We start from the raw sequence: 18,384 nt of genomic DNA on the forward strand, positions 1-18,384 counted from the left end.
CTTCACCGGTAACACACACGGTGCGCGGCGATGACGACATCATCAGCCTTCACCAGCGCGGCCTTTTCCAGATTGGCGGCATAGGGCAGCGGCACGTCGACATTGGTGACGCGCAGCACCGGCGCATCCAGATCGTCAAACCCGTCTTCCATGCAGATGGCCATGATTTCCGACGCGATGGAACAGGTGGGCCAGCCCTCCTCCACCACCACCAGCCGGTTGGTCTTCTTCAAGGATGCCAGCACGGTCGCCTTGTCGAGCGGGCGCAGGGTCCTGAGATCGATGACCTCGGCCTCGATGCCTTCAGCCGCCAATGTGGCCGCCGCCTGCAACGCCACGCCGACGCCAATCGAATAGCTGACCAGCGTGACATGGTGGCCGGCGCGCATGATGCGGGCCTTGCCGATCGGTACGACATGCTCACCCTCCGGCACGTCAAAGCTCTGGCCGTAGAGCAGCTCATTCTCCAGGAACACCACCGGATCGGGGCTGCGGATGGCCGCCTTCATCAGGCCCTTGGCATCGGCGGCATCATAAGGCGCGATCACCACCAGGCCGGGCACGCTGGCATACCAGGGGCCATAATTCTGGCTGTGCTGGGCCGCCACGCGGCTGGCGGCGCCATTGGGGCCACGGAACACGATCGGGCAGCGCATCTGACCGCCCGACATGTAAAGCGTCTTGGCGGCCGAATTGATGATGTGATCGATGGCCTGCATGGCGAAGTTGAAGGTCATGAACTCGACGATCGGCTTCAGCCCGCCCATCGCCGCGCCCGTGCCCAAACCGGCAAAGCCATATTCGGTGATCGGCGTGTCGATCACGCGGGCGGGGCCGAATTCATCGAGCAAGCCCTGCGTCACCTTGTAGGCGCCCTGATATTCGGCGACCTCCTCGCCCATCACGAACACGGCGCCATCGGCGCGCATTTCCTCCGCCATGGCATCGCGCAGCGCCTCGCGCACCGTCTGGCGGCGCGTCGGGCCGCTGGCGGTTTCGGGCGCAGTCACCGCCACCTGAGCCGGGGCCGGCGCTGCCACTGCAACGGCCGCCGGAGCAACTTCAGGCGCGGGTGCAGGCGCGGGCGGAGCTGCTTCATCCTCGCCGGCGATCACGATGATCGGCGTGCCCACCTTCACCCCGTCGCTGCCGGCCGCCACCAGCAGCGCGGTGACGGTGCCGCCATCATCGGCTTCCAGTTCCATGGTCGCCTTGTCGGTTTCAATCTCGGCAATCACGTCGCCGGGCTTCACCACATCGCCCACGGCCACCAGCCATTTGGCCAGCGTGCCCTCTTCCATGGTGGGCGACATGGCGGGAAGGAGAATCTGCGGCATCAGTAGGTTCCCAGCAGCACGTCGGTGTGGAGTTCGGACAGGGCGGGTTCGGGAGCTTCCAGCGCGAAATCGGCGCTTTCGGCCACCTCGTCACGCACCGCCCGGTCGATGGCCTTCAAGGCCGCTTCATCGGCAAAGCCGCCGTCCAGGATTTCCTTCTTCAACCCTTCGATCGGGTCACTCTTCTCGCGCATCGCCTGCACTTCCTCGCGGCTGCGATATTTGGCCGGGTCGCTCATCGAATGGCCGCGATAGCGATAGGTCTTCATTTCCATCAGCAGCGGCCCGTTGCCAGCGCGCACCCAGTCGATGGCCGTTTTCGCCGCGCCGCGCACCGCCAGCACGTCCATGCCGTCCACCTGCAGGCCAGGCACGCGGAAGCTTTCGCCCCGGCGATAGAGCTGGTCTTCGGAACTGGCGCGGTTCACCGATGTGCCCATGGCATATTGATTGTTCTCGATGACGAAGATCACCGGCAGCTTCCACAGCTCGGCCATGTTGAAGGCCTCGTAAACCTGGCCCTGGTTGGCGGCGCCATCGCCGAAATAGGTCACGGCGATATGGCCATCATTCTTGTATTTGTGGGCAAAGCCCAGCCCGGCGCCCAGCGGCACCTGGGCGGCCACAATGCCATGGCCGCCGAAAAAGCCATGCTCGACGGAGAACATGTGCATCGAGCCGCCCTTGCCGCGGCTGATGCCGGCGGCGCGACCGGTCAATTCCGCCATCACCGCCTTGGCATCGATGCCACAGGCCAGCATATGGCCATGGTCGCGATACCCGGTGATGATGCTGTCGCCGCGCACCAGTTCGGCCTGCATGCCCACCACCACAGCCTCCTGGCCGATATAGAGGTGGCAGAAACCGCCGATCTGGCCCATGCCATAAAGCTGGCCCGCCCGCTCCTCAAAGCGGCGGATCAGCACCATCTGGCGATACATGTCGAGCAGCTGCTCTTTGTTGGCGACGAACCGTTCCGGTTCGTCAGGGCGCGGCCAATTGGGAACGGCCGGTGCGGATGCGGCCTTGCGGCCTGTGCTGCGTGCCAAGATGGTCACCCTTCTCCCTTGAGGACGCCCCGGTATAAAATGTCGCAGGCGCCGCCCACAAGCGCACAATTCGGCCCGTGAACCTCAACGGTTACCGGCAGCCACATTCGGTCGGGATTTCAATTGGCCGCGGCAGGTTCCGGCGGCAGCGGCACGATCACCTCATCGGGCCGCACCATGTCCAGGTTCTTGCGCACCAGTTCATCGGCCAGATCGGGATCGACATGGCGCGGATCCAGCAACACCAGCCGCTGCTGCAGCGCCGCGCGCTGTTCATGGCTGCTCTGCACCGCCTGTTCCAGTTTGGCACGCTGCGCCTGATAATCGTGCCAGGCGGCAAAGCCGGTCGGCCCCGACACCGCGTGCCAGGTGAAATAGCCGGCCACCACCACGCAGCCCACCGGCAGCGCGGAACGCACGAGCATCTCTTTCAGGCTGAGCTTCACGGCCATGACGCGAACTTTATGCAAACACTGGCCTATCCACAAGGCTGCAATGTCACCAAACTGCTGCTAGCCTGCCGGCAAATTCACATCAAAGGGGAGTGTCATGGCCGCGATCAACCAGGTTGTCGATCTTTCGAAGGATGGCGAGATCGCCGTCGTCACGGTCAATTCGCCGCCGGTCAACGCGCTGTCTGCCGACGTGCGCGATGGCCTTGCCGGTGCCTTTGCCGCGATTGCCGCCGATGCCGGCGTGAAGGCCGCCGTGCTGGTGTGCGCCGGGCGCACCTTCATCGCCGGGGCCGACATCAGCGAATTCGGCAAGCCGCCGCGTGGCGCGTCCCTGCCGGCGGTGCAGGATGCGATGGAATCGGCCCCGGTGCCGGTGATCGCTGCCATCCACGGCACCGCGCTGGGCGGCGGCCTCGAAGTGGCGCTGTGCGCGCATTACCGGGTGAGCGATGCCAAGGCCAAGTTCGGCCTGCCGGAGGTGAAGCTTGGCCTGCTGCCCGGCGCCGGCGGCACCCAGCGCCTGCCGCGCATCGTTGGCGCGAAAAAGGCCACCGAAATGGTGACCAGCGGCGCCCAGATGGGCGCGAAGGACGCGCTGGCCACCGGGCTGGTCGATGAGGTGGTGGAGGGTGACCTGACCGCCGGCGCCATCGCCTTTGCCCGCCGCGTCGTGGCGGAACAGCGCCCGCTGAAGAAGGTGCGCGATGATGCTTCGCTGCTGGGCGGCGATGCCGCCAGCCTGGCCCCCTTCTTCGCCGAGTTCCGGGCCAGGAACGCCAAGGCCTTCAAGGGCTTCGAAGCGCCGGAAGCCAATATCAAGTGCATCGAAGCCGCGGTCGCCCTGCCCTTTGACGAAGGCCTGAAGGTCGAGCGCACCGAGTTCATGAAGCTGATGACCGGCCTGCAATCGGCTGCCCAGCGCCATGTCTTCTTCGCCGAACGCGCCGCCGCCAAGATCGATGGCCTGCCGGCCGACGTGCAGCCGCTGCCGGTGAAGAAGGTCGGCGTGATCGGCGCCGGCACCATGGGCGGCGGCATTTCGATGAACTTCCTCAGTGTCGGCATCCCCGTCACCATCGTCGAGATGAAGGAAGAGGCGCTGACCCGCGGTGTCGGCATCATCCGCAAGAATTACCAGAACAGCGCCGACAAGGGCCGCTTCCCGCAGAGCGAGGTGGAAGCGCGCATGGGCCGCCTCACCCCGTCACTGAACCTGGAAGACCTCGCCGATTGCGACCTGATCATCGAGGCCGTGTTCGAGAATATGGCCATCAAGAAGGATATTTTCGGCAAGCTCGACAAGATCGCCAAGCCTGGCGCCATCCTGGCCAGCAATACCTCCTATCTGGATGTGGATGAGATTGCGTCGGCCACCAGCCGCCCGGAATATGTGCTCGGCATGCATTATTTCTCGCCGGCCAATGTGATGCGCCTGCTGGAAGTGGTGCGCGGTGCCAAGACCGACGCCGGAGTCCTCGCCACCGCCATGGCCATCGGCAAGGCCACCGGCAAGATCGCGGTTGTCGCCGGCGTTTGCCATGGTTTCATCGGCAACCGCATGCTGGCCCGCCGCCAGCAACAGGCCAATGCGCTGATGCTGGAGGGCGCCGCGCCGGCCGATATCGACCGCGTGCTCACCGATTTCGGCTTCCCGATGGGCCCGTTCCAGATGAGCGATCTCGCCGGCCTTGACATTGGCTGGAATGCGGAAACGTCGAAGGGCGAAACCGTGCGCGACCGCCTCTGTGAAGCCGGCTTGCGCGGCCAGAAGAACGGCAAGGGCTTCTACGTCTATGACGAGCAGCGCAACCGCACGCCCAATCCGGAGGCGCTCGCCATCATCGATGCCTATGCCGCCGAAAAGGGCATCAACCGCCGCACCATCGACGATCAGGAAATCCTCGAACGCTGCCTGTTCCCGATGGTGAACGAAGGCGCCCGCATCCTCGCCGAAGGCAAGGCCCAGCGCGCCAGCGACATCGATATCGTCTGGATCAACGGCTATGGCTGGCCGGTCTATCGCGGTGGCCCGATGTTCTGGGCCGAGAAAGACGTGGGCCGGGAGCGCATCATCGCCGTGCTGGAGCAGATGGGCGAAGAGGTGTCGCCGGTGTTGAAGGATGGGTGGAAGTAAGGCCAAAGGCCCCTCCGTCGCCTGCGGCGCCACCTCCCCAAACAAGTTTGGGGAGGATTCGTGCTTCAAGGTCCTCCCCATTCTTTGAATGGGGAGGTGGCGCCGAAGGCGACGGAGGGGCCATCAAAAGGACGAAACGATGAAACTCCCCCTCCTTCCCCTCCTCGCCCTGCTCGCCGCCCCGGTCGTCGCCGCCGAAGCGCCGGATTACCGCAAGCCGGAAAGCTGGCTGTGCCGTCCCGGTGCCGCCGATCCGTGCAGCGGCGATGCCAGTGTCAGCCGCGTCGCCGCTGATGCCGTCGTCACCCTCGACATGCTGCCGGCGGCCAAGAAGCCGAAGATCGATTGTTTCTACGTCTATCCCACCGTGTCGACCGATCCGGGTCCCAACAGCGACATGGTCGCCGATCCGGCCGAAAACAATGTCGCGCTGGCCCAGGCGGCGCCGTTCCGCCAGGCCTGCCGCGTGTTTGCGCCGCTCTATCGCCAGGTCACACTGGCGGCGCTGCGCGACCGGTTGATGGGCAAGGGCGACGGCGGTGACCGGGCCATGGCCTATGCCGATGTGAAGGCGGCGTGGGACGATTATCTCAAGCACGACAACAAGGGGCGCGGCGTCGTCCTGATCGGTCACAGCCAGGGCAGCGGCGTCTTGAAGGCGCTGATCGCCAACGAAATCGAGGGCAAGCCGGTGGCCCGGCAGATGATTGCCGCCTATCTGGCCGGCACCAATGTGCTGGTGCCGCAGGGCGCCGATGTCGGCGGCGATTTCAAATCCACCCCGCTGTGCCGGTCCGCCGATCAGACCGGCTGTGCGCTCGCGTGGGTCAGCTTCCGCGACACGATGGCGGTGCCGCCGGCCAGCCTGTTTGGCCGCCCGCCCGCATCTGCACCGGCTGGCATGACGGTGGCCTGCACCAATCCGGCTGCCCTTGCCGGCGGGCGGGCCACGCTGCGGCCGTTGATGGTCAACCGCACCGGCATTGTCGACAATGGCACGCCGGTGCCGAAATGGGCCAAGGGCCGCAACATCTACACCCCGTTCGTGGCGCTGCCCGGCCTGCTCACCGGCGAGTGCATGGCGCGGGACAATGCCAATGTCCTGTCCATCGGCATCAACGCCGATCCGGCCGATCCGCGCACCGATACGATCAACGGCGACGTGATGATCGGCGGCCAGATCATCGCCGCCTGGGGCCTGCACCTGATCGATATGCAGGTGGTGATGGAGGATCTGGTGGCGTTGGCGCAAAATCAGGGGGCGACCTGGCTGCGGCAAAACCGCAAGTAACGGTTCACATCGCCCGTGCGTATATGGTGGCATGATGGATCGACGCACGCTTCTGGGGCTGGTCTCCGCCCTGCCCTTTGCCACCGCCGCGCTTGCCAAGGGCGGGCGCTTCGCCGTCAGCTTCACGCCGGAAGAGTGGAAGCGCCGGCTTGGCGCCGATGCCTATGCCGTGCTGCGCGAGGAGGCGACGGAACGGCCGTTCACCTCCCCGCTCAACAAGGAGCATCGCAGCGGCACCTTTGTCTGCCGCGGCTGCGCGCTGCCGCTGTTCAGTTCGGCCCACAAGTTTGACAGCGGCACCGGCTGGCCGAGCTTCTGGCAGCCGATCAACCAGGCCGCCATCGGCACCACCCGCGACACCAGCTATTTCATGGTCCGCACCGAAGTGCACTGCAGCCGCTGCGGCGGGCACCAGGGCCATGTGTTCGATGATGGGCCAAAGCCCACGGGCCTGCGCTATTGCATCAATGGCCTGTCGCTCAGCTTTGTTCCGGGGAAAGCCGCATGAAGCCGCTGTTGATCGCCCTGGCGCTGCTGGCCGCCCCGGCGGTGGCGGCCGAACGCATGGTGCTGGCCCCGGCGCCGGCCGTGGATGCGCCGCTGGCCAAGGGCGGCCTGCAGAAGGCGGTGTTTGCCGGCGGCTGCTTCTGGGGTGTGGAGGCGGTGTTTGAACGGGTGAAGGGCGTCACCGCGTCCGTCTCGGGTTATGCCGGCGGTGCACGGGCAACGGCAGTCTATCAGGTCGTCGGCTCCGGCCTCACCGGCCATGCCGAGGCAGTGGAGGTCACCTATGATCCGGCCGTGGTGTCATACGGCACGCTGCTGCGGGTGTTCTTTTCGGTGGCGCATGATCCCACCCAGCTGAACCGCCAGGGGCCGGATGAAGGCCCGCAATATCGCACCGCCCTGTTCCCGCGCAGCCCCGAGCAGGAGCGGATCGCCCGCGCCTATGTTGCCCAGCTGGAAAAGGCCGGCACCTGGAAGCCGAAGATCGTCACCAGCTTCGAAGGCGCCAAGCCCTTCTATGCGGCGGAGGCGTATCACCAGAATTATCTGCGCGCCCACCCGACGCAGCCCTATATCGTCTGGAACGATATCCCCAAGGTGGAGGGGTTCAAGCGGCTGTTCCCGGCGCTGTGGAACGACAGGCCGGCGGCCTGAGGCGGCGGCTCAGTTCCAGGTGAAGCGATAGCCATAGCTGAGACCGACCGCGATCTGGTCGCGCTGGCCGCGCTGGCGGATCAGGCTGGAGTCCGCCACCACATCACCCAGCCGGTCATAGCTAGTGAACAATGTGATGATGCCGTGCTTGCCATATCGGCCCAGCGGCTTGATCAGATTGCCGCTCACCCCGGCGCTGACCAGGCCGCTGCCGGTGCGGCTGACCAGCAGGCCGGTGCCGCGGGCCTGGAACGGGTTCACGCCGAAATAGACATTGGTGTAATCGCTGTCGGCCCAGGTGGCGCGGGCCGTGATGCCCCACAACAGGCTGCCATCGCGCTTGCGGTCGTTCCAGCCGATGCTGGTATCGGCCACCACACCATCATGGCCGCCGGCACCCTGGCGCAGCTCGGCCCGCAGGCGCAGCTTGCCGCCAACCAGGCTTTTCTGGGCAAAGCCGCCGAATTCGCCAGCCAGATCAACATCGCCCATGCCGCGCAACGCCGTCGAGCCACCGCTGACCAGGAACGGCGAGCCGCCGGTTGATTCGCGCCGGCCAAAGCGCAGCTTGGCCAGCGGGCCCAGCTTCCAGCCATCCTGGTTCACCGCGTTCCAGCCCAGGCCATCGGGCACCGAGAAGAAGACGCTGTCCTTGTAGTTCAGCCGCACGTCCGGGAAGATCGACAGGGCCGTGTCGCGGCTGCCCTGCCAGGCCGGGGCGACCACCGGGGCAATGCCAATACCCAATGTCCACGCCTTGGGCGCCGGCGGGCGCATCCCGGCCGGCGGGGCGGGCGCTGTCTGGGCCGCGAGTGGGCTGGCGATAAGGGCAAGGGCAATCATGGCGGAACAACGGATCATGGCGGGGGCCTCCTGAACGCTCCGCGCTTTAGGATAAAGATTACAGGAAAGCAATGTACCGCTCTACGCATTCGCCACGATGCACAGGCCGGCGCCCAAGGCCCATATGAACGGTGATAGAGGCTGAAGGGAGAGCCAACATGACCACCGAACAGATCGCCGCCGCGCTGCGCACCCGCCTGGCTGAACTGCAGGCCGAAATCGCCCGGCTGGAACAGGAAACGATCCAGCCGCTGTCCCCCAAATTCGCCGATCAGGTCGGCGATCTGGAGGCGTTGGCCACCAACGAGGGGCTGGAGGTTGCCCATATCCACGAGGCCGAGCAGATCATGGCGGCGCTGGCCCGGATCGACGCCGGCGATTATGGCGTGTGCAGCAATTGCGGCGCCGATATCGCCCCGGCCCGGCTTGCCGCCCTGCCCACGGCAACACGCTGCATCAAGTGCGCGGCGTGATGGCAGGATGACAGGGGGCCATTGGCCGGCTAACCCGTGCGCATGACCATCCTGCCCCACAACGCTCCCTTCACCCGCTTTGCCGACTGGTTCGCCGAGGCCCAGGCCAGCGAGCCCAATGATCCCAACGCCATGGCGCTGGCCACCGCCGATGCCGATGGTGCGCCCAGTCTGCGGGTCGTGCTGCTCAAGGCCTGGGATGAACGCGGCTTTGTCTTCTACACCAATCTCACCAGCCAGAAGGGCCGCGAGATTGCCGCCAACCCGCGTGTCCACCTGAACTTCCACTGGAAGTCGCTGCAGCGCCAGGTGCGCATCGGCGGCACGGCAGCGCTGGTGAGCGAAGCGGAAGCCGATGCCTATTTCGCCACCCGGCCGCGTGAGAGCCAGCTCGGCGCCTGGGCCAGCCTGCAGAGCGCACCCTTGCCCGACCGTGCCACCTTCGAAGGCCGGCTGGCGGACTATGACCGGCAGTTTCCCGATATTGTGCCGCGCCCGCCGCACTGGAGCGGCTGGCGGGTGACGCCGGCGCGCATCGAATATTGGCAGGCCCGCGACGGCCGCTGGCACGAGCGTGAGGCCTATCTTCGCGCGGGCGATGGCTGGACACACGGTCTGGTCTATCCCTGATGCGCATCAGCCTCACGCAGGTGGATGCCTTTGCCGATGGCCCGTTCACCGGCAACCCGGCCGCCGTGATGTTCCTGGATCGCTGGCTGCCCGATGCCGTGCTGCAGGGCATCGCGGCTGACAATAATCTGTCCGAAACCGCCTTCCTGGTGCCGGCCACTGCTGCCGATGTGGATTTCGAGCTGCGCTGGTTCACGCCGGCGCTGGAGGTTGCGTTGTGCGGCCATGCCACGCTGGCCAGCGGCCATGTCGTGCTGGACGCCCTGCCCGATCTGCCGGCGGTGCGCTTGCGCACCCGCAAGGCCGGCCTGTTGACCGTGGCGCGCGGCACGGATGGCCTGGTGCTGGACCTGCCGGCCTGGCCCGCCACCCAGCCGGTCACCGGCGCCCGCCTCGCCGCCGTCACCGCCGCGCTGGGTGCGACCCCGGCCGAAGTCTGGGCGCGCGGGGAGGATTATCTGGTGGCGGTGTTTGATCTGCCCGATGATGTGCGCGGGCTCTGCCCCGATTATCGCGCCATTCTCGCGCTGGCGCCGGGCGTTGACCTGATGCTGATCGCCACCGCACCCGGCGAGGCCACCGATGTGATCAGCCGGGTGTTCGTGCCGGCCTGCGGCGTGGACGAGGACCCGGTGACCGGTTCGGCTCATGCCGTGATTGCCCCCTTCTGGGCCCGGCGGTTCCAGCGCGCCAGCTTTACGGCGCTGCAGGCCAGCACGCGCAGCGGCCGGCTGGTCTGCACGCTGGCCGGGGACCGGGTGCAGCTGGCCGGCCGCGCCCGCACCGTCATCCGCGGTGAGTATGACTTGCCGGATGGGGCCATAAGCGGCTAACCCGCCGCCATGGCGATGCGCCCCTTCATCAAGATGCACGGCCTGGGCAATGATTTCCTGGTGCTGGATGCCCGCGAGGCGCCTGTGGCGCTGTCCGCGGCGCAGGTGCGCGGCCTCGCCAACCGCCACACCGGCATCGGTTTTGACCAGCTGATCCTGATCGAGCCCAGCGCGACCGCCGATGTGCGCCTGCGCTTCTGGAACAGTGATGGCGGCGAGGTGGCGGCGTGCGGCAATGGCAGCCGGGCCGCCGCCACGCTGCTGGGCGGGCATCAGCGCATCGAAACCGCTGGCGGCGCGCTGGAAAGCATCGGCAGCAGCGAGGGGGCCGAGGTGGACATGGGCCCGCCGCAGTGGGACTGGCAGGCCGTGCCGCTGGCCTTTGCGATGGACACAAGCGCCCTGCCCCTGGCCTGGAATGGCCTCGCCAATCCGGCGGCGCTGTCGGTCGGCAATCCCCATGCCGTGTTCGTGGTGCCCGATGCCTGGGCGGTGCCGCTGGCCGAAATCGGCCCGGTGATCGAGCATGACCCGGTGTTTCCCGAACGGGTGAATGTGGGCGTGATGCAGATATTGTCGCGCGAAGCCATCATCCTCCGGGTGTGGGAACGCGGTGCCGGGGCGACGCTGGCTTGCGGCACAGGCGCCGTGGCGGCGGTGGCGGCCGGGCAGCGGCGCGGCCTGCTGGCAGACCGGGTGCAGGTGACGATGCCCGGCGGCGATCTGGTGGTGACCCGGCGGGCGGATGGTCATCTGTTGCTCGCCGGCCCGGCACAAGTGGCCTTCACCGGCCAGGTGGATCTGGAGCGTTACGCATGAGCTGGTTTGGCCGCCTGACCGAAGGCCTGTCGAAATCGACGAAGAAGCTGGCCAACAACATCACCGGCCTTGCCACCGGCACGCTGCCGCTGGACGAGGAACGGCTGGACGCCATCGAGGAAGGTCTGATCGCCGCCGATCTTGGCCCTCGTGTCGCCGCCCGCATCCGCGAGCGGCTGGCCGATCAGAAATATGCCAAGGGCATTGATGATGATGGCGTGCGCGCCGTGGTGGCCGACGAGGTGGCGCAGATATTGGCGCCGGTGGCCCGCCCGCTGGCCATCACCCGCAAACCCCAGGTGATCCTGGTGGTGGGGGTGAACGGCAGCGGCAAGACGACGACCATCGCCAAGCTGGCCCGCCTGTTCAAGGCAGACGGCAAGCAGGTGATGCTGGCCGCCGGCGACACGTTCCGCGCCGCCGCCATCGCCCAGTTGAAGATCTGGGCCGATCGGGTGGGTGTGCCCATCGTTGCCGGCGATCAGGGCGGCGATGCCGCCAGCCTGGCCTTTGACGCGGTGAAGCGGGCGATGGACGAAGGCATGGATGTGCTGATCATCGATACCGCCGGCCGCCTGCAGAACAAGACCGGCCTGATGGACGAACTGGCCAAGGTGAAGCGGGTGATCGGCAAGCTTGATCCGGACGCGCCGCATGATGTGCTGCTGGTGCTGGATGCCACCACGGGCCAGAATGCGCTCAATCAGATCGAGGTGTTTGGCCAGGTGGCTGGCGTCACCGGGCTGGTGATGACCAAGCTGGATGGTTCGGCACGCGGCGGCATGCTGGTGGCGGCGGCGGAGAAATTCGGCTTGCCGATCCATGCCATCGGCGTAGGCGAAGCCATGGACGATCTGCAGCCGTTCACGCCGCAGGATTTTGCCGCCGCGCTGGTCGGCTCGCCCTGATCCTCAGGCAGCGCGGGCCAGGTTGGCCGCGGCGGCTTCGGCGGCCTTGATCGCCGCCTTCAGACCGGCCGCTGGCACCGGCTGAGACAACAGGAAGCCCTGCGCCCGGGCAATGCCGGCTGCCCTTGCCATTTCCAGTTCGGCCGCGGTTTCCACCCCTTCGGCCACCAGCAGCACGCCCAGCGATTGGCCCAGGCTGGCGGCGGCGCGGAAAATGCTGGCAGCCATGGGGTTGGCGGTGGCACCGGTGAGCAGGCTGCCCGAAATCTTGACCGCATTGATCGGCAGCCGGCCCAGCCGCTCCAGCGAGGAGAAGCCGGAGCCGAAATCATCCATCGCCACGCCCGATCCCATGGCGACCAGCCGCTGCAGATTGGCCAACGAGGCGGCTTCATCCGTCATCAATGCGGTTTCGGTGATTTCAATGGCGATGCGCTGATGGTCGATGCCGGCGGCCGCAATGTCGGCCAGGATCTCGTCCACCACCTCCGGCGACTTCAGATCATTGACCGACACATTCACCCACAGCCCGATGCTGCTTGGCAGCGCCGCCACCGTTGCCGCCGCCTGGCGGAACACCTGGCGTCGCAACTGGCTGATCAGGCCACGTGCTTCGGCAATGGCCACCATCTGGTTGGAATCGATCGGCGTGTCGGGATCAATGGCACCAGCCGGCATGCGCACCAGCGCCTCGACCGCCACCACCCGGCCCGATGCCAGGTCCAGCATCGGCTGATAGGCCACCTCAAGCTGGTTGTTGCGGATGACGGCGCGCACCTGGGCCTCGCGCTTGGCCATCTGGGCGGCATTGTCCGACAGGGCGTCGTGATACAGCCTGATCTGGTTGCCGGGCTCCGATTTGGCATCGCGCAGGGCCAGATCGGCAGCGCGCTGCAACCCTTCGGCCAGCATGGCATGATCCGGCGCCATGGCAATGCCCACAGCCGCGCCGACCGATACTTCGGCATCGCCAAAGTGCGCCGGGGTATCGATGGTCTCGATCAGCGACCGGGCCAGGCTGATCGCCTGTTCCACGCTGGCGCCGGGCAGGATGACGGCGAACTTGTCGCCCGGCAGGCGCGCCACCACCAGGTTGGGATCGGCGGTGCGCAGCCGGAAGCCGATGCGGGTGATCATCCGGTCACCCACCGTCTGGCCGTGGCGTTCGTTCACCAGCTTGAAGCCATCCAGATCGATCAACAACAGGCTCAACCGGTCGTCCCGCGCGAGGCGGCGCTCCAGCTCTTCGGCAAAGGCGCGCTTGTTGGGCAGTCCGGTCAGCGGGCAGCGGCGCAGCTCCCGGTTGAGCTCGGCAATGGCGTTGCGCTCGCCGGTGGTGTCGCGCAGCATGGCCACCCAGCCGGCACCCGGAACCGGGATACATTCCAGATCGATGGTGCGGTCGTCCACCAGCCGCAGCACGCCGGTAAAGGCCTGGCGTGCCGCCACCAGCAGCGCCGCGTGCGACAGAAACTCATCCCTGTCGCCAGATGCCCTGGCGAGGGCCGGAGCCGTCGCCATCATTTCCGGAAAGCGTGGCAATGGTCCGCCATCTTCGGGCGGCAGGCCCAGCAATGTGCGCGCGCTCTGGTTGATCAGCACGATCGACAATTCTTCGTCCAGCAGCACCATCGGCTGGTTCAGCTGTTGCAGTGCCGTGTTGATGCGGAGCCGTTCGTTGCGCTGCTCGTCACGCGTGATCAGCAGCTGTGATTGGGTGGCATAGGAACGCAGCGACAGCACCACACAGGCCAGCGCATAGACGGCAATGCCGATGAAGCTGTTGAGGTTCCACGGCGACGGCCAATAGAGCAGGGTGGCCAGCGCGGTGGGCACCCCCAGCGCCACCGATTGGCACAAGGTGGCCAGCGGCCGGCCTGGACCGCTGCCATTGCCAACCCCAAGCGCCGCCAGGGCCACCATCACCAGCAGGGCCTGCAGCACCATCGGCGCATTGGCAGCAAACACCGCCAGCACCATGCCGCCCAACCCGGCCGAGGCCAGCAGCACGCCCATGGTGTAGCGGTTCTCGATTGCGTCGATCTGATCGTCTGCCAGGGCCGCGCGGGCATTCCAGCACGCCAGAACCACCAGCAGAAAGCCGTTTACCGCAACAATTGCCAGCGCGATGGCAATCGAACTGCCGACGTGAAATGACACGGCAAGGCCAAGCGCCGTCGCAACACTGCCACCAACCAGGAAGGGCAGGAAATATTTGCCCAGTTCTTGCGTGAATTCCCGCTTGAGATGCACCGGCAGGGTTGGCCCCAGCCATTCGCGCAGGCGCTGGCGCCAGCGGTGCTGAACGGGAACAGGGATTGGCAAAAGATCAGACATTGGCGTGCCAATAGTGCTTAGCATGATGACAGTTTCAATAGCAAACCGGCTGCAGATGGGCGCAATCGCTTCGGCTTGACGCTGCCGGCCCAACCGCCTATGGCAGCCGCGAGCCCATGACCGGGCTCATGCGTCCGAGGATGCACGCCGGCCAGCGAATTTTCGCCCGCCGGCGCGTTTCTGTTTGGAGGCATATCACCCACCACAGGAGGCCTCGGCCCTTGTTCGATAGTCTTTCCGAGCGGCTTGGCGGCATATTCGACCGCTTGCGCGGGCGCGGTGCGTTGACCGAGATCGACGTGCGCGCCGCCATGCGCGAGGTGCGCGTGGCCTTGCTTGAGGCTGACGTTGCCCTGCCGGTGGTGAAGGATTTCATCGAGGCAGCCACCCAGCGCGCCATCGGTGCCGAGGTGATCAAGTCGGTCACGCCGGGCCAGCAGGTCGTCAAGATCGTCAATGATTGCCTGGTGGAGCTGCTGTCGGGCGGCGAGGATGTGCCGCCGCTCAAGATCAACGTCACCCCGCCGGCGGTGATCATGATGGTGGGTTTGCAGGGGTCGGGCAAGACCACCAGCACCGCCAAGCTGGCCAGCTGGCTGGGCACGCGGGAACGCAAGAAGGTGCTGATGGCCAGCCTGGACGTGGCGCGCCCCGCCGCCCAGGAGCAGTTGCGCGTGCTGGGCGAACAGACCGAGATTGCCACCCTGCCCATCATTCCGGGCCAGACGCCGGTGCAGATTGCCGAGCGCGCCCGCCAGTCCGCCCGCCTGCAGGGCTTTGATGTGGTGCTGCTCGACACCGCCGGCCGTCTGGGCGTGGACGAGGCGTTGATGGCCGAAATGGCCGCGATTGCCGGCGCCACCAACCCCGATGAAATATTGCTGGTGGTCGACAGCCTGACCGGCCAGGACGCGGTGAATGTCGCTGCCGCCTTCAAGGCGCGCGTGGCGCTGACCGGCGTGATCCTCACCCGGATGGACGGTGATGCCCGCGGCGGTGCCGCCCTGTCCATGCGCAGCGTCACCGGCACGCCGATCCGTTTTGCCGGCACCGGCGAAAAGCTGGACGCGCTGGAAGCCTTTGATGCCAACCGCGTTGCCGGCCGCATCCTGGGCATGGGCGACATTGTTGGCCTGGTGGAAAAGGCCGCTGCCAATTTCGAAGCCGAGCAGGCCGAGAAGATGGCGGAGAAGCTGGCCAAGGGCCAGTTCGACATGGACGATCTGCGCCAGCAACTGGGCCAGATGAAGAAGATGGGCGGGTTGTCGGGCCTGGCTGCGATGATGCCGGGCATGGGTGCCGCCAAGAAGGCGATGGACAGCGGCGCCATCAACCCCAAGCTGCTGGACCGGATGGAAGCGATCATCCTGTCGATGACGGCGAAGGAACGCGCCAAGCCGGAAATCCTCACCGCCAAGCGCAAGATCCGCATCGCCAACGGTTCCGGCACCACGGTGCAGGATGTGAACAAGGTGCTGAAGATGCACCAGGAAATGGCCAATGCCATGAAGCGCCTGAAGAAGATGGGCGGTATCAAGGGCATGATGAAGATGCTTTCGGGCATGGGCGGTGCGCCCGGGCCGGACGGCGGTGCGCCGGGCGGCGACCCCGGCGGGGCCATCGACATGGGGGCGCTGGGCCGGATGTTCGGTCGCCCCGGCATGGGAAATCTGCCACCCGGCTTCAACAAGTTCGGCAGGAAATAATCGCAAAACCCTGATTTCAATCGGATTACTGGAAGGAAGAAGATCAAATGGCTATTGCAATTCGTCTGGCCCGTGGCGGCATGAAGAAGCGCCCCTTCTATCGCATCGTTGTGGCCGACACCCGCGCGCCGCGTGACGGCAAGTTCCTGGAAAAGATCGGCACCTACAACCCGCTGCTGCCGCGTGACGACGCCAACCGCGTGACGCTGGATGGCGAGCGCGCCGCCTATTGGCTGGGCGTTGGCGCCCAGCCGACCGACCGCGTCGCCCGCTTCCTGGACGCCGCTGGCCTGCGCACCCGCGCTGCCAAGAACAACCCGAAGAAGGCCGAACCGGGCGCCAAGGCCAAGGAACGCGCCGAACTGGCCGCCCAGAAGGAAGCCGAAGCCGCTGAAGCCGCCGCTGCGGCTGCTGCCGAAGCCGCTGCCGCTGCTGCTGCCCCGGCCGAAGATGCCCCGGCTGCCGACGCTGCCGAAGGCGAAACCGCCGAATAAGGAGCAATGGCAATGGCGGCACCCACGATCGTGCTGGCCGCCATCGCCGGCGCCCATGGTATCAGGGGTGAGGTGCGGCTGAAGCTGTTCACCGATGCCCTTGACAATATCACCCGCCACGCCCGCTTTGATGTGGGCGGGCGGGTGATTGCTGTTCAGGCCGTGCGGCCGGACAAGCCGGGCATGGCTATCGCCAGGCTGGACGGCATCACCGATCGCAACGCCGCCGAGGCTCTGCGCGGGCTGCAGTTGGCGATCCCGCGCGCGGCGCTGCCGCCGCTGGCCGAAGGCGAATATTATGTCGCCGATTATATCGGCCGCCGCGTGCTCGATGAGACCGGTGCGCTGGTCGGCACGGTGAAATCGGTCGAGAATTTCGGCGCTTCGGACATTTTGGACATCAGCCGCGATGCCGGCGGCAGCGTGATGGTACCCTTCGTCGCCGATGTGGTGACCGAAACCGATGACGCCCTTGTCATTGACCGCGTCTGGCTCGCCTAGTATATACGCTCTGTATATCCAGAGGCGCCGCCACCATGCCCCGCACCAAGATCTTCAAATCCGGCAACAGCGCCGCCGTGCGGCTGCCGGCCAGCTTTGCGCCGCCGCCCGGCACGCTGGTGGAGGTGCGCGAGGAGGCCGGCCGCTGGGTGATCGAGCCAGTGCCGGCCGAGGTACCGCTCATCAATCTGGATGGCATTTACGGGGCCTGCCCCGGCATCAGGCCGATCACGGACCGCAGTTTTGACGAACGACCATCGGAACGGATGGCGCGCGAAGCGGCCGAACGGGCCGCAAAGACCCAGGGATGACCAGCCCGCAGTGGTTGCTTGACAGCAACGTTGGCATCTACCTGTTGCAGGGCAATGCCCCGCACGCGCTGCGGCGGCTGAGCCAGTGCCCGGCAGGATCAGTGGTGACATCCAGCATTTGCCTGGGCGAGATGCTGATCGGGTTGCGGGCAGCCGAGGTGGAGGTGCTGCGACGCCTGTTGTCGGTGATCGAAGTCATCCCGTTCGACGAGGCCGCCGCGCGCGCCTATGCCACCCTGCCCTTCCGCCGGGCCAGCTATGACCGCCTGATCGCCGCGCACGCTCTTTCGCTCGAATTGACGGTGATCACCGCCAATCTCGCCGATTTCGCCGATGTGCCCGGCCTGATGGTGGAAGACTGGATGCAGCCATGAGCTGGCGCGCGACGATCCTCACTCTTTATCCCGACATGTTTCCCGGGCCATTGGGCCACAGCCTCGCCGGCCGGGCTCTGGCCGATGGCACCTGGGCCTTTAACGCCGTCAACATCCGCGATTTCGCCGCCGACCGGCACCGCACGGTGGACGATACGCCGGCTGGCGGCGGGCCGGGCATGGTGCTGAAAGCCGATGTGGTGGCCGCCGCGCTGGACAGCGTGGCCGATGGCCGGCCGGTGCTGGCGATGACACCCCGTGGCCGCCCACTTACGCAAGGCCGCGTCAGGGCGCTGGCGGCAAGCCCCGGCGCCATCATCCTGTGCGGCCGCTTCGAAGGCTTTGACGAGCGGATTTTCCAGCGCCGCGCCATCGAGGAAGTGTCGATTGGCGACTATGTGCTGTCGGGCGGCGAGATGGCGGCGCTGGTGGTGATGGATGCTTGCGTCCGTCTGTTGCCCGGTGTAATGGGCGCAGCTTCAAGCGGGGTCGAGGAAAGCCACGAAAGCGGCCTTCTGGAACATCCGCACTATACAAGGCCACCCGAATGGGAGGGCCTTTCGATCCCCGAAGTGTTGCGATCGGGGGATCATGCACGCATCGCCCGCTGGCGGCGCGCGCAGTCCGAAGCGGACACACGGTCACGGCGGCCGGACTTGTGGGACCATCATGGGGATGGTCGGGTCCAACCGCCCTCTGGCGCGCGACAACAGAAGAAAGAGGAATGA

20 protein-coding genes are annotated in these 18,384 nt (G+C 66.3%); 15 read left to right on the forward strand and 5 right to left on the reverse strand.

Annotated features, from left to right (window positions below):
- Nucleotides 1–2: 2 nt before the first annotated feature.
- The 3 genes from AC6BOR_RS00760 to AC6BOR_RS00770 form a co-directional block, all read right to left on the reverse strand.
- Complete coding sequence (locus AC6BOR_RS00760) at nucleotides 3–1,337, reverse strand: pyruvate dehydrogenase complex E1 component subunit beta (RefSeq protein ID WP_498059340.1); 1,335 nt, start codon at nucleotides 1,335–1,337, stop codon at nucleotides 3–5.
- Nucleotides 1,337–2,395: a pyruvate dehydrogenase (acetyl-transferring) E1 component subunit alpha gene (gene pdhA, locus AC6BOR_RS00765; protein WP_498059341.1), complete on the reverse strand. Its 1,059-nt coding sequence runs from the start codon at nucleotides 2,393–2,395 to the stop codon at nucleotides 1,337–1,339. The genes AC6BOR_RS00760 and pdhA overlap by 1 nt, the downstream gene beginning before the upstream one ends.
- Nucleotides 2,396–2,505: 110 nt before the next feature.
- The gene (locus AC6BOR_RS00770) at nucleotides 2,506–2,838 is read right to left on the reverse strand and encodes an FtsB family cell division protein (protein ID WP_498059342.1); all 333 of its coding nucleotides are present in this window, start codon (nucleotides 2,836–2,838) and stop codon (nucleotides 2,506–2,508) included.
- A 97-nt stretch (nucleotides 2,839–2,935) separates the two neighbouring features.
- Here AC6BOR_RS00770 and AC6BOR_RS00775 point away from each other — a divergent pair, with 97 nt between their 5' ends.
- The 4 genes from AC6BOR_RS00775 to msrA all read left to right on the forward strand — a co-directional run bounded on the left by AC6BOR_RS00775 (nucleotide 2,936) and on the right by msrA (nucleotide 7,427).
- Complete coding sequence (locus tag AC6BOR_RS00775; RefSeq protein WP_498059343.1) at nucleotides 2,936–4,975, forward strand: 3-hydroxyacyl-CoA dehydrogenase NAD-binding domain-containing protein; 2,040 nt, start codon at nucleotides 2,936–2,938, stop codon at nucleotides 4,973–4,975.
- A 139-nt stretch (nucleotides 4,976–5,114) separates the two neighbouring features.
- The gene (locus AC6BOR_RS00780) at nucleotides 5,115–6,266 is read left to right on the forward strand and encodes a DUF3089 domain-containing protein (RefSeq protein WP_498059344.1); all 1,152 of its coding nucleotides are present in this window, start codon (nucleotides 5,115–5,117) and stop codon (nucleotides 6,264–6,266) included.
- A gap of 31 nt (nucleotides 6,267–6,297) precedes the next feature.
- Nucleotides 6,298–6,774 (forward strand): peptide-methionine (R)-S-oxide reductase MsrB, encoded by a 477-nt coding sequence (gene msrB / locus AC6BOR_RS00785; RefSeq protein WP_498059345.1) that lies wholly within the window; start codon nucleotides 6,298–6,300, stop codon nucleotides 6,772–6,774.
- Nucleotides 6,771–7,427 (forward strand): peptide-methionine (S)-S-oxide reductase MsrA, encoded by a 657-nt coding sequence (gene msrA / locus AC6BOR_RS00790; RefSeq protein WP_498059346.1) that lies wholly within the window; start codon nucleotides 6,771–6,773, stop codon nucleotides 7,425–7,427. The genes msrB and msrA overlap by 4 nt, the downstream gene beginning before the upstream one ends.
- Nucleotides 7,428–7,436: 9 nt before the next feature.
- Here msrA and AC6BOR_RS00795 read toward each other — a convergent pair whose 3' ends face one another.
- On the reverse strand, nucleotides 7,437–8,288 hold the full coding sequence (locus AC6BOR_RS00795) for a MipA/OmpV family protein (RefSeq protein ID WP_498059347.1): 852 nt from the start codon (nucleotides 8,286–8,288) through the stop codon (nucleotides 7,437–7,439).
- 140 nt (nucleotides 8,289–8,428) lie between these two features.
- Between AC6BOR_RS00795 and AC6BOR_RS00800 the strand changes: the two genes are divergently transcribed.
- The 5 genes from AC6BOR_RS00800 to ftsY are packed head-to-tail and all read left to right on the forward strand — an operon-like array spanning nucleotide 8,429 to nucleotide 11,933.
- Nucleotides 8,429–8,743 (forward strand): TraR/DksA family transcriptional regulator, encoded by a 315-nt coding sequence (locus AC6BOR_RS00800; protein WP_498059348.1) that lies wholly within the window; start codon nucleotides 8,429–8,431, stop codon nucleotides 8,741–8,743.
- Nucleotides 8,744–8,785: 42 nt separating this feature from the next.
- Nucleotides 8,786–9,373, forward strand: coding sequence for a pyridoxamine 5'-phosphate oxidase (gene pdxH, locus AC6BOR_RS00805; protein WP_498059349.1), 588 nt, complete (start codon nucleotides 8,786–8,788; stop codon nucleotides 9,371–9,373).
- Nucleotides 9,373–10,206 carry a PhzF family phenazine biosynthesis protein gene (locus tag AC6BOR_RS00810; RefSeq protein ID WP_498059350.1) on the forward strand — a complete coding sequence of 278 codons (834 nt, stop codon included), beginning with the start codon at nucleotides 9,373–9,375 and terminating at the stop codon, nucleotides 10,204–10,206. Before pdxH ends, AC6BOR_RS00810 begins: the two co-directional genes overlap by 1 nt.
- Nucleotides 10,207–10,221: 15 nt before the next feature.
- Nucleotides 10,222–11,025, forward strand: coding sequence for a diaminopimelate epimerase (dapF, locus tag AC6BOR_RS00815; protein ID WP_094473886.1), 804 nt, complete (start codon nucleotides 10,222–10,224; stop codon nucleotides 11,023–11,025).
- Nucleotides 11,022–11,933 (forward strand): signal recognition particle-docking protein FtsY, encoded by a 912-nt coding sequence (ftsY, locus tag AC6BOR_RS00820; RefSeq protein ID WP_498059351.1) that lies wholly within the window; start codon nucleotides 11,022–11,024, stop codon nucleotides 11,931–11,933. The genes dapF and ftsY overlap by 4 nt, the downstream gene beginning before the upstream one ends.
- Nucleotides 11,934–11,936: 3 nt before the next feature.
- Here the strand turns inward: ftsY and AC6BOR_RS00825 are convergent, their stop codons facing one another.
- Nucleotides 11,937–14,270, reverse strand: a complete 2,334-nt coding sequence (locus tag AC6BOR_RS00825) for a putative bifunctional diguanylate cyclase/phosphodiesterase (RefSeq protein WP_498059352.1) — start codon at nucleotides 14,268–14,270, stop codon at nucleotides 11,937–11,939.
- Between the two features lie 221 nt (nucleotides 14,271–14,491).
- On the opposite strand from AC6BOR_RS00825, the gene ffh reads away from it, so the two are divergent.
- The 6 genes from ffh to trmD are packed head-to-tail and all read left to right on the forward strand — an operon-like array spanning nucleotide 14,492 to nucleotide 18,384.
- Nucleotides 14,492–15,976 carry a signal recognition particle protein gene (gene ffh / locus AC6BOR_RS00830; protein WP_498059353.1) on the forward strand — a complete coding sequence of 495 codons (1,485 nt, stop codon included), beginning with the start codon at nucleotides 14,492–14,494 and terminating at the stop codon, nucleotides 15,974–15,976.
- 47 nt (nucleotides 15,977–16,023) lie between these two features.
- A complete protein-coding gene (rpsP, locus tag AC6BOR_RS00835) occupies nucleotides 16,024–16,470 on the forward strand; it encodes a 30S ribosomal protein S16 (RefSeq protein ID WP_498059354.1) in 447 nt (148 codons plus the stop codon).
- A gap of 12 nt (nucleotides 16,471–16,482) precedes the next feature.
- Nucleotides 16,483–16,971, forward strand: coding sequence for a ribosome maturation factor RimM (gene rimM / locus AC6BOR_RS00840; protein WP_498059355.1), 489 nt, complete (start codon nucleotides 16,483–16,485; stop codon nucleotides 16,969–16,971).
- Between the two features lie 35 nt (nucleotides 16,972–17,006).
- Nucleotides 17,007–17,282 (forward strand): AbrB/MazE/SpoVT family DNA-binding domain-containing protein, encoded by a 276-nt coding sequence (locus AC6BOR_RS00845; protein WP_498059356.1) that lies wholly within the window; start codon nucleotides 17,007–17,009, stop codon nucleotides 17,280–17,282.
- Nucleotides 17,279–17,656, forward strand: coding sequence for a type II toxin-antitoxin system VapC family toxin (locus tag AC6BOR_RS00850; RefSeq protein ID WP_498059357.1), 378 nt, complete (start codon nucleotides 17,279–17,281; stop codon nucleotides 17,654–17,656). The genes AC6BOR_RS00845 and AC6BOR_RS00850 overlap by 4 nt, the downstream gene beginning before the upstream one ends.
- Complete coding sequence (trmD, locus tag AC6BOR_RS00855) at nucleotides 17,653–18,384, forward strand: tRNA (guanosine(37)-N1)-methyltransferase TrmD (RefSeq protein WP_498059358.1); 732 nt, start codon at nucleotides 17,653–17,655, stop codon at nucleotides 18,382–18,384. Before AC6BOR_RS00850 ends, trmD begins: the two co-directional genes overlap by 4 nt.

The sequence above is a fragment of the Sandarakinorhabdus sp. FBCC-B8862 genome (genome assembly GCF_059745315.1).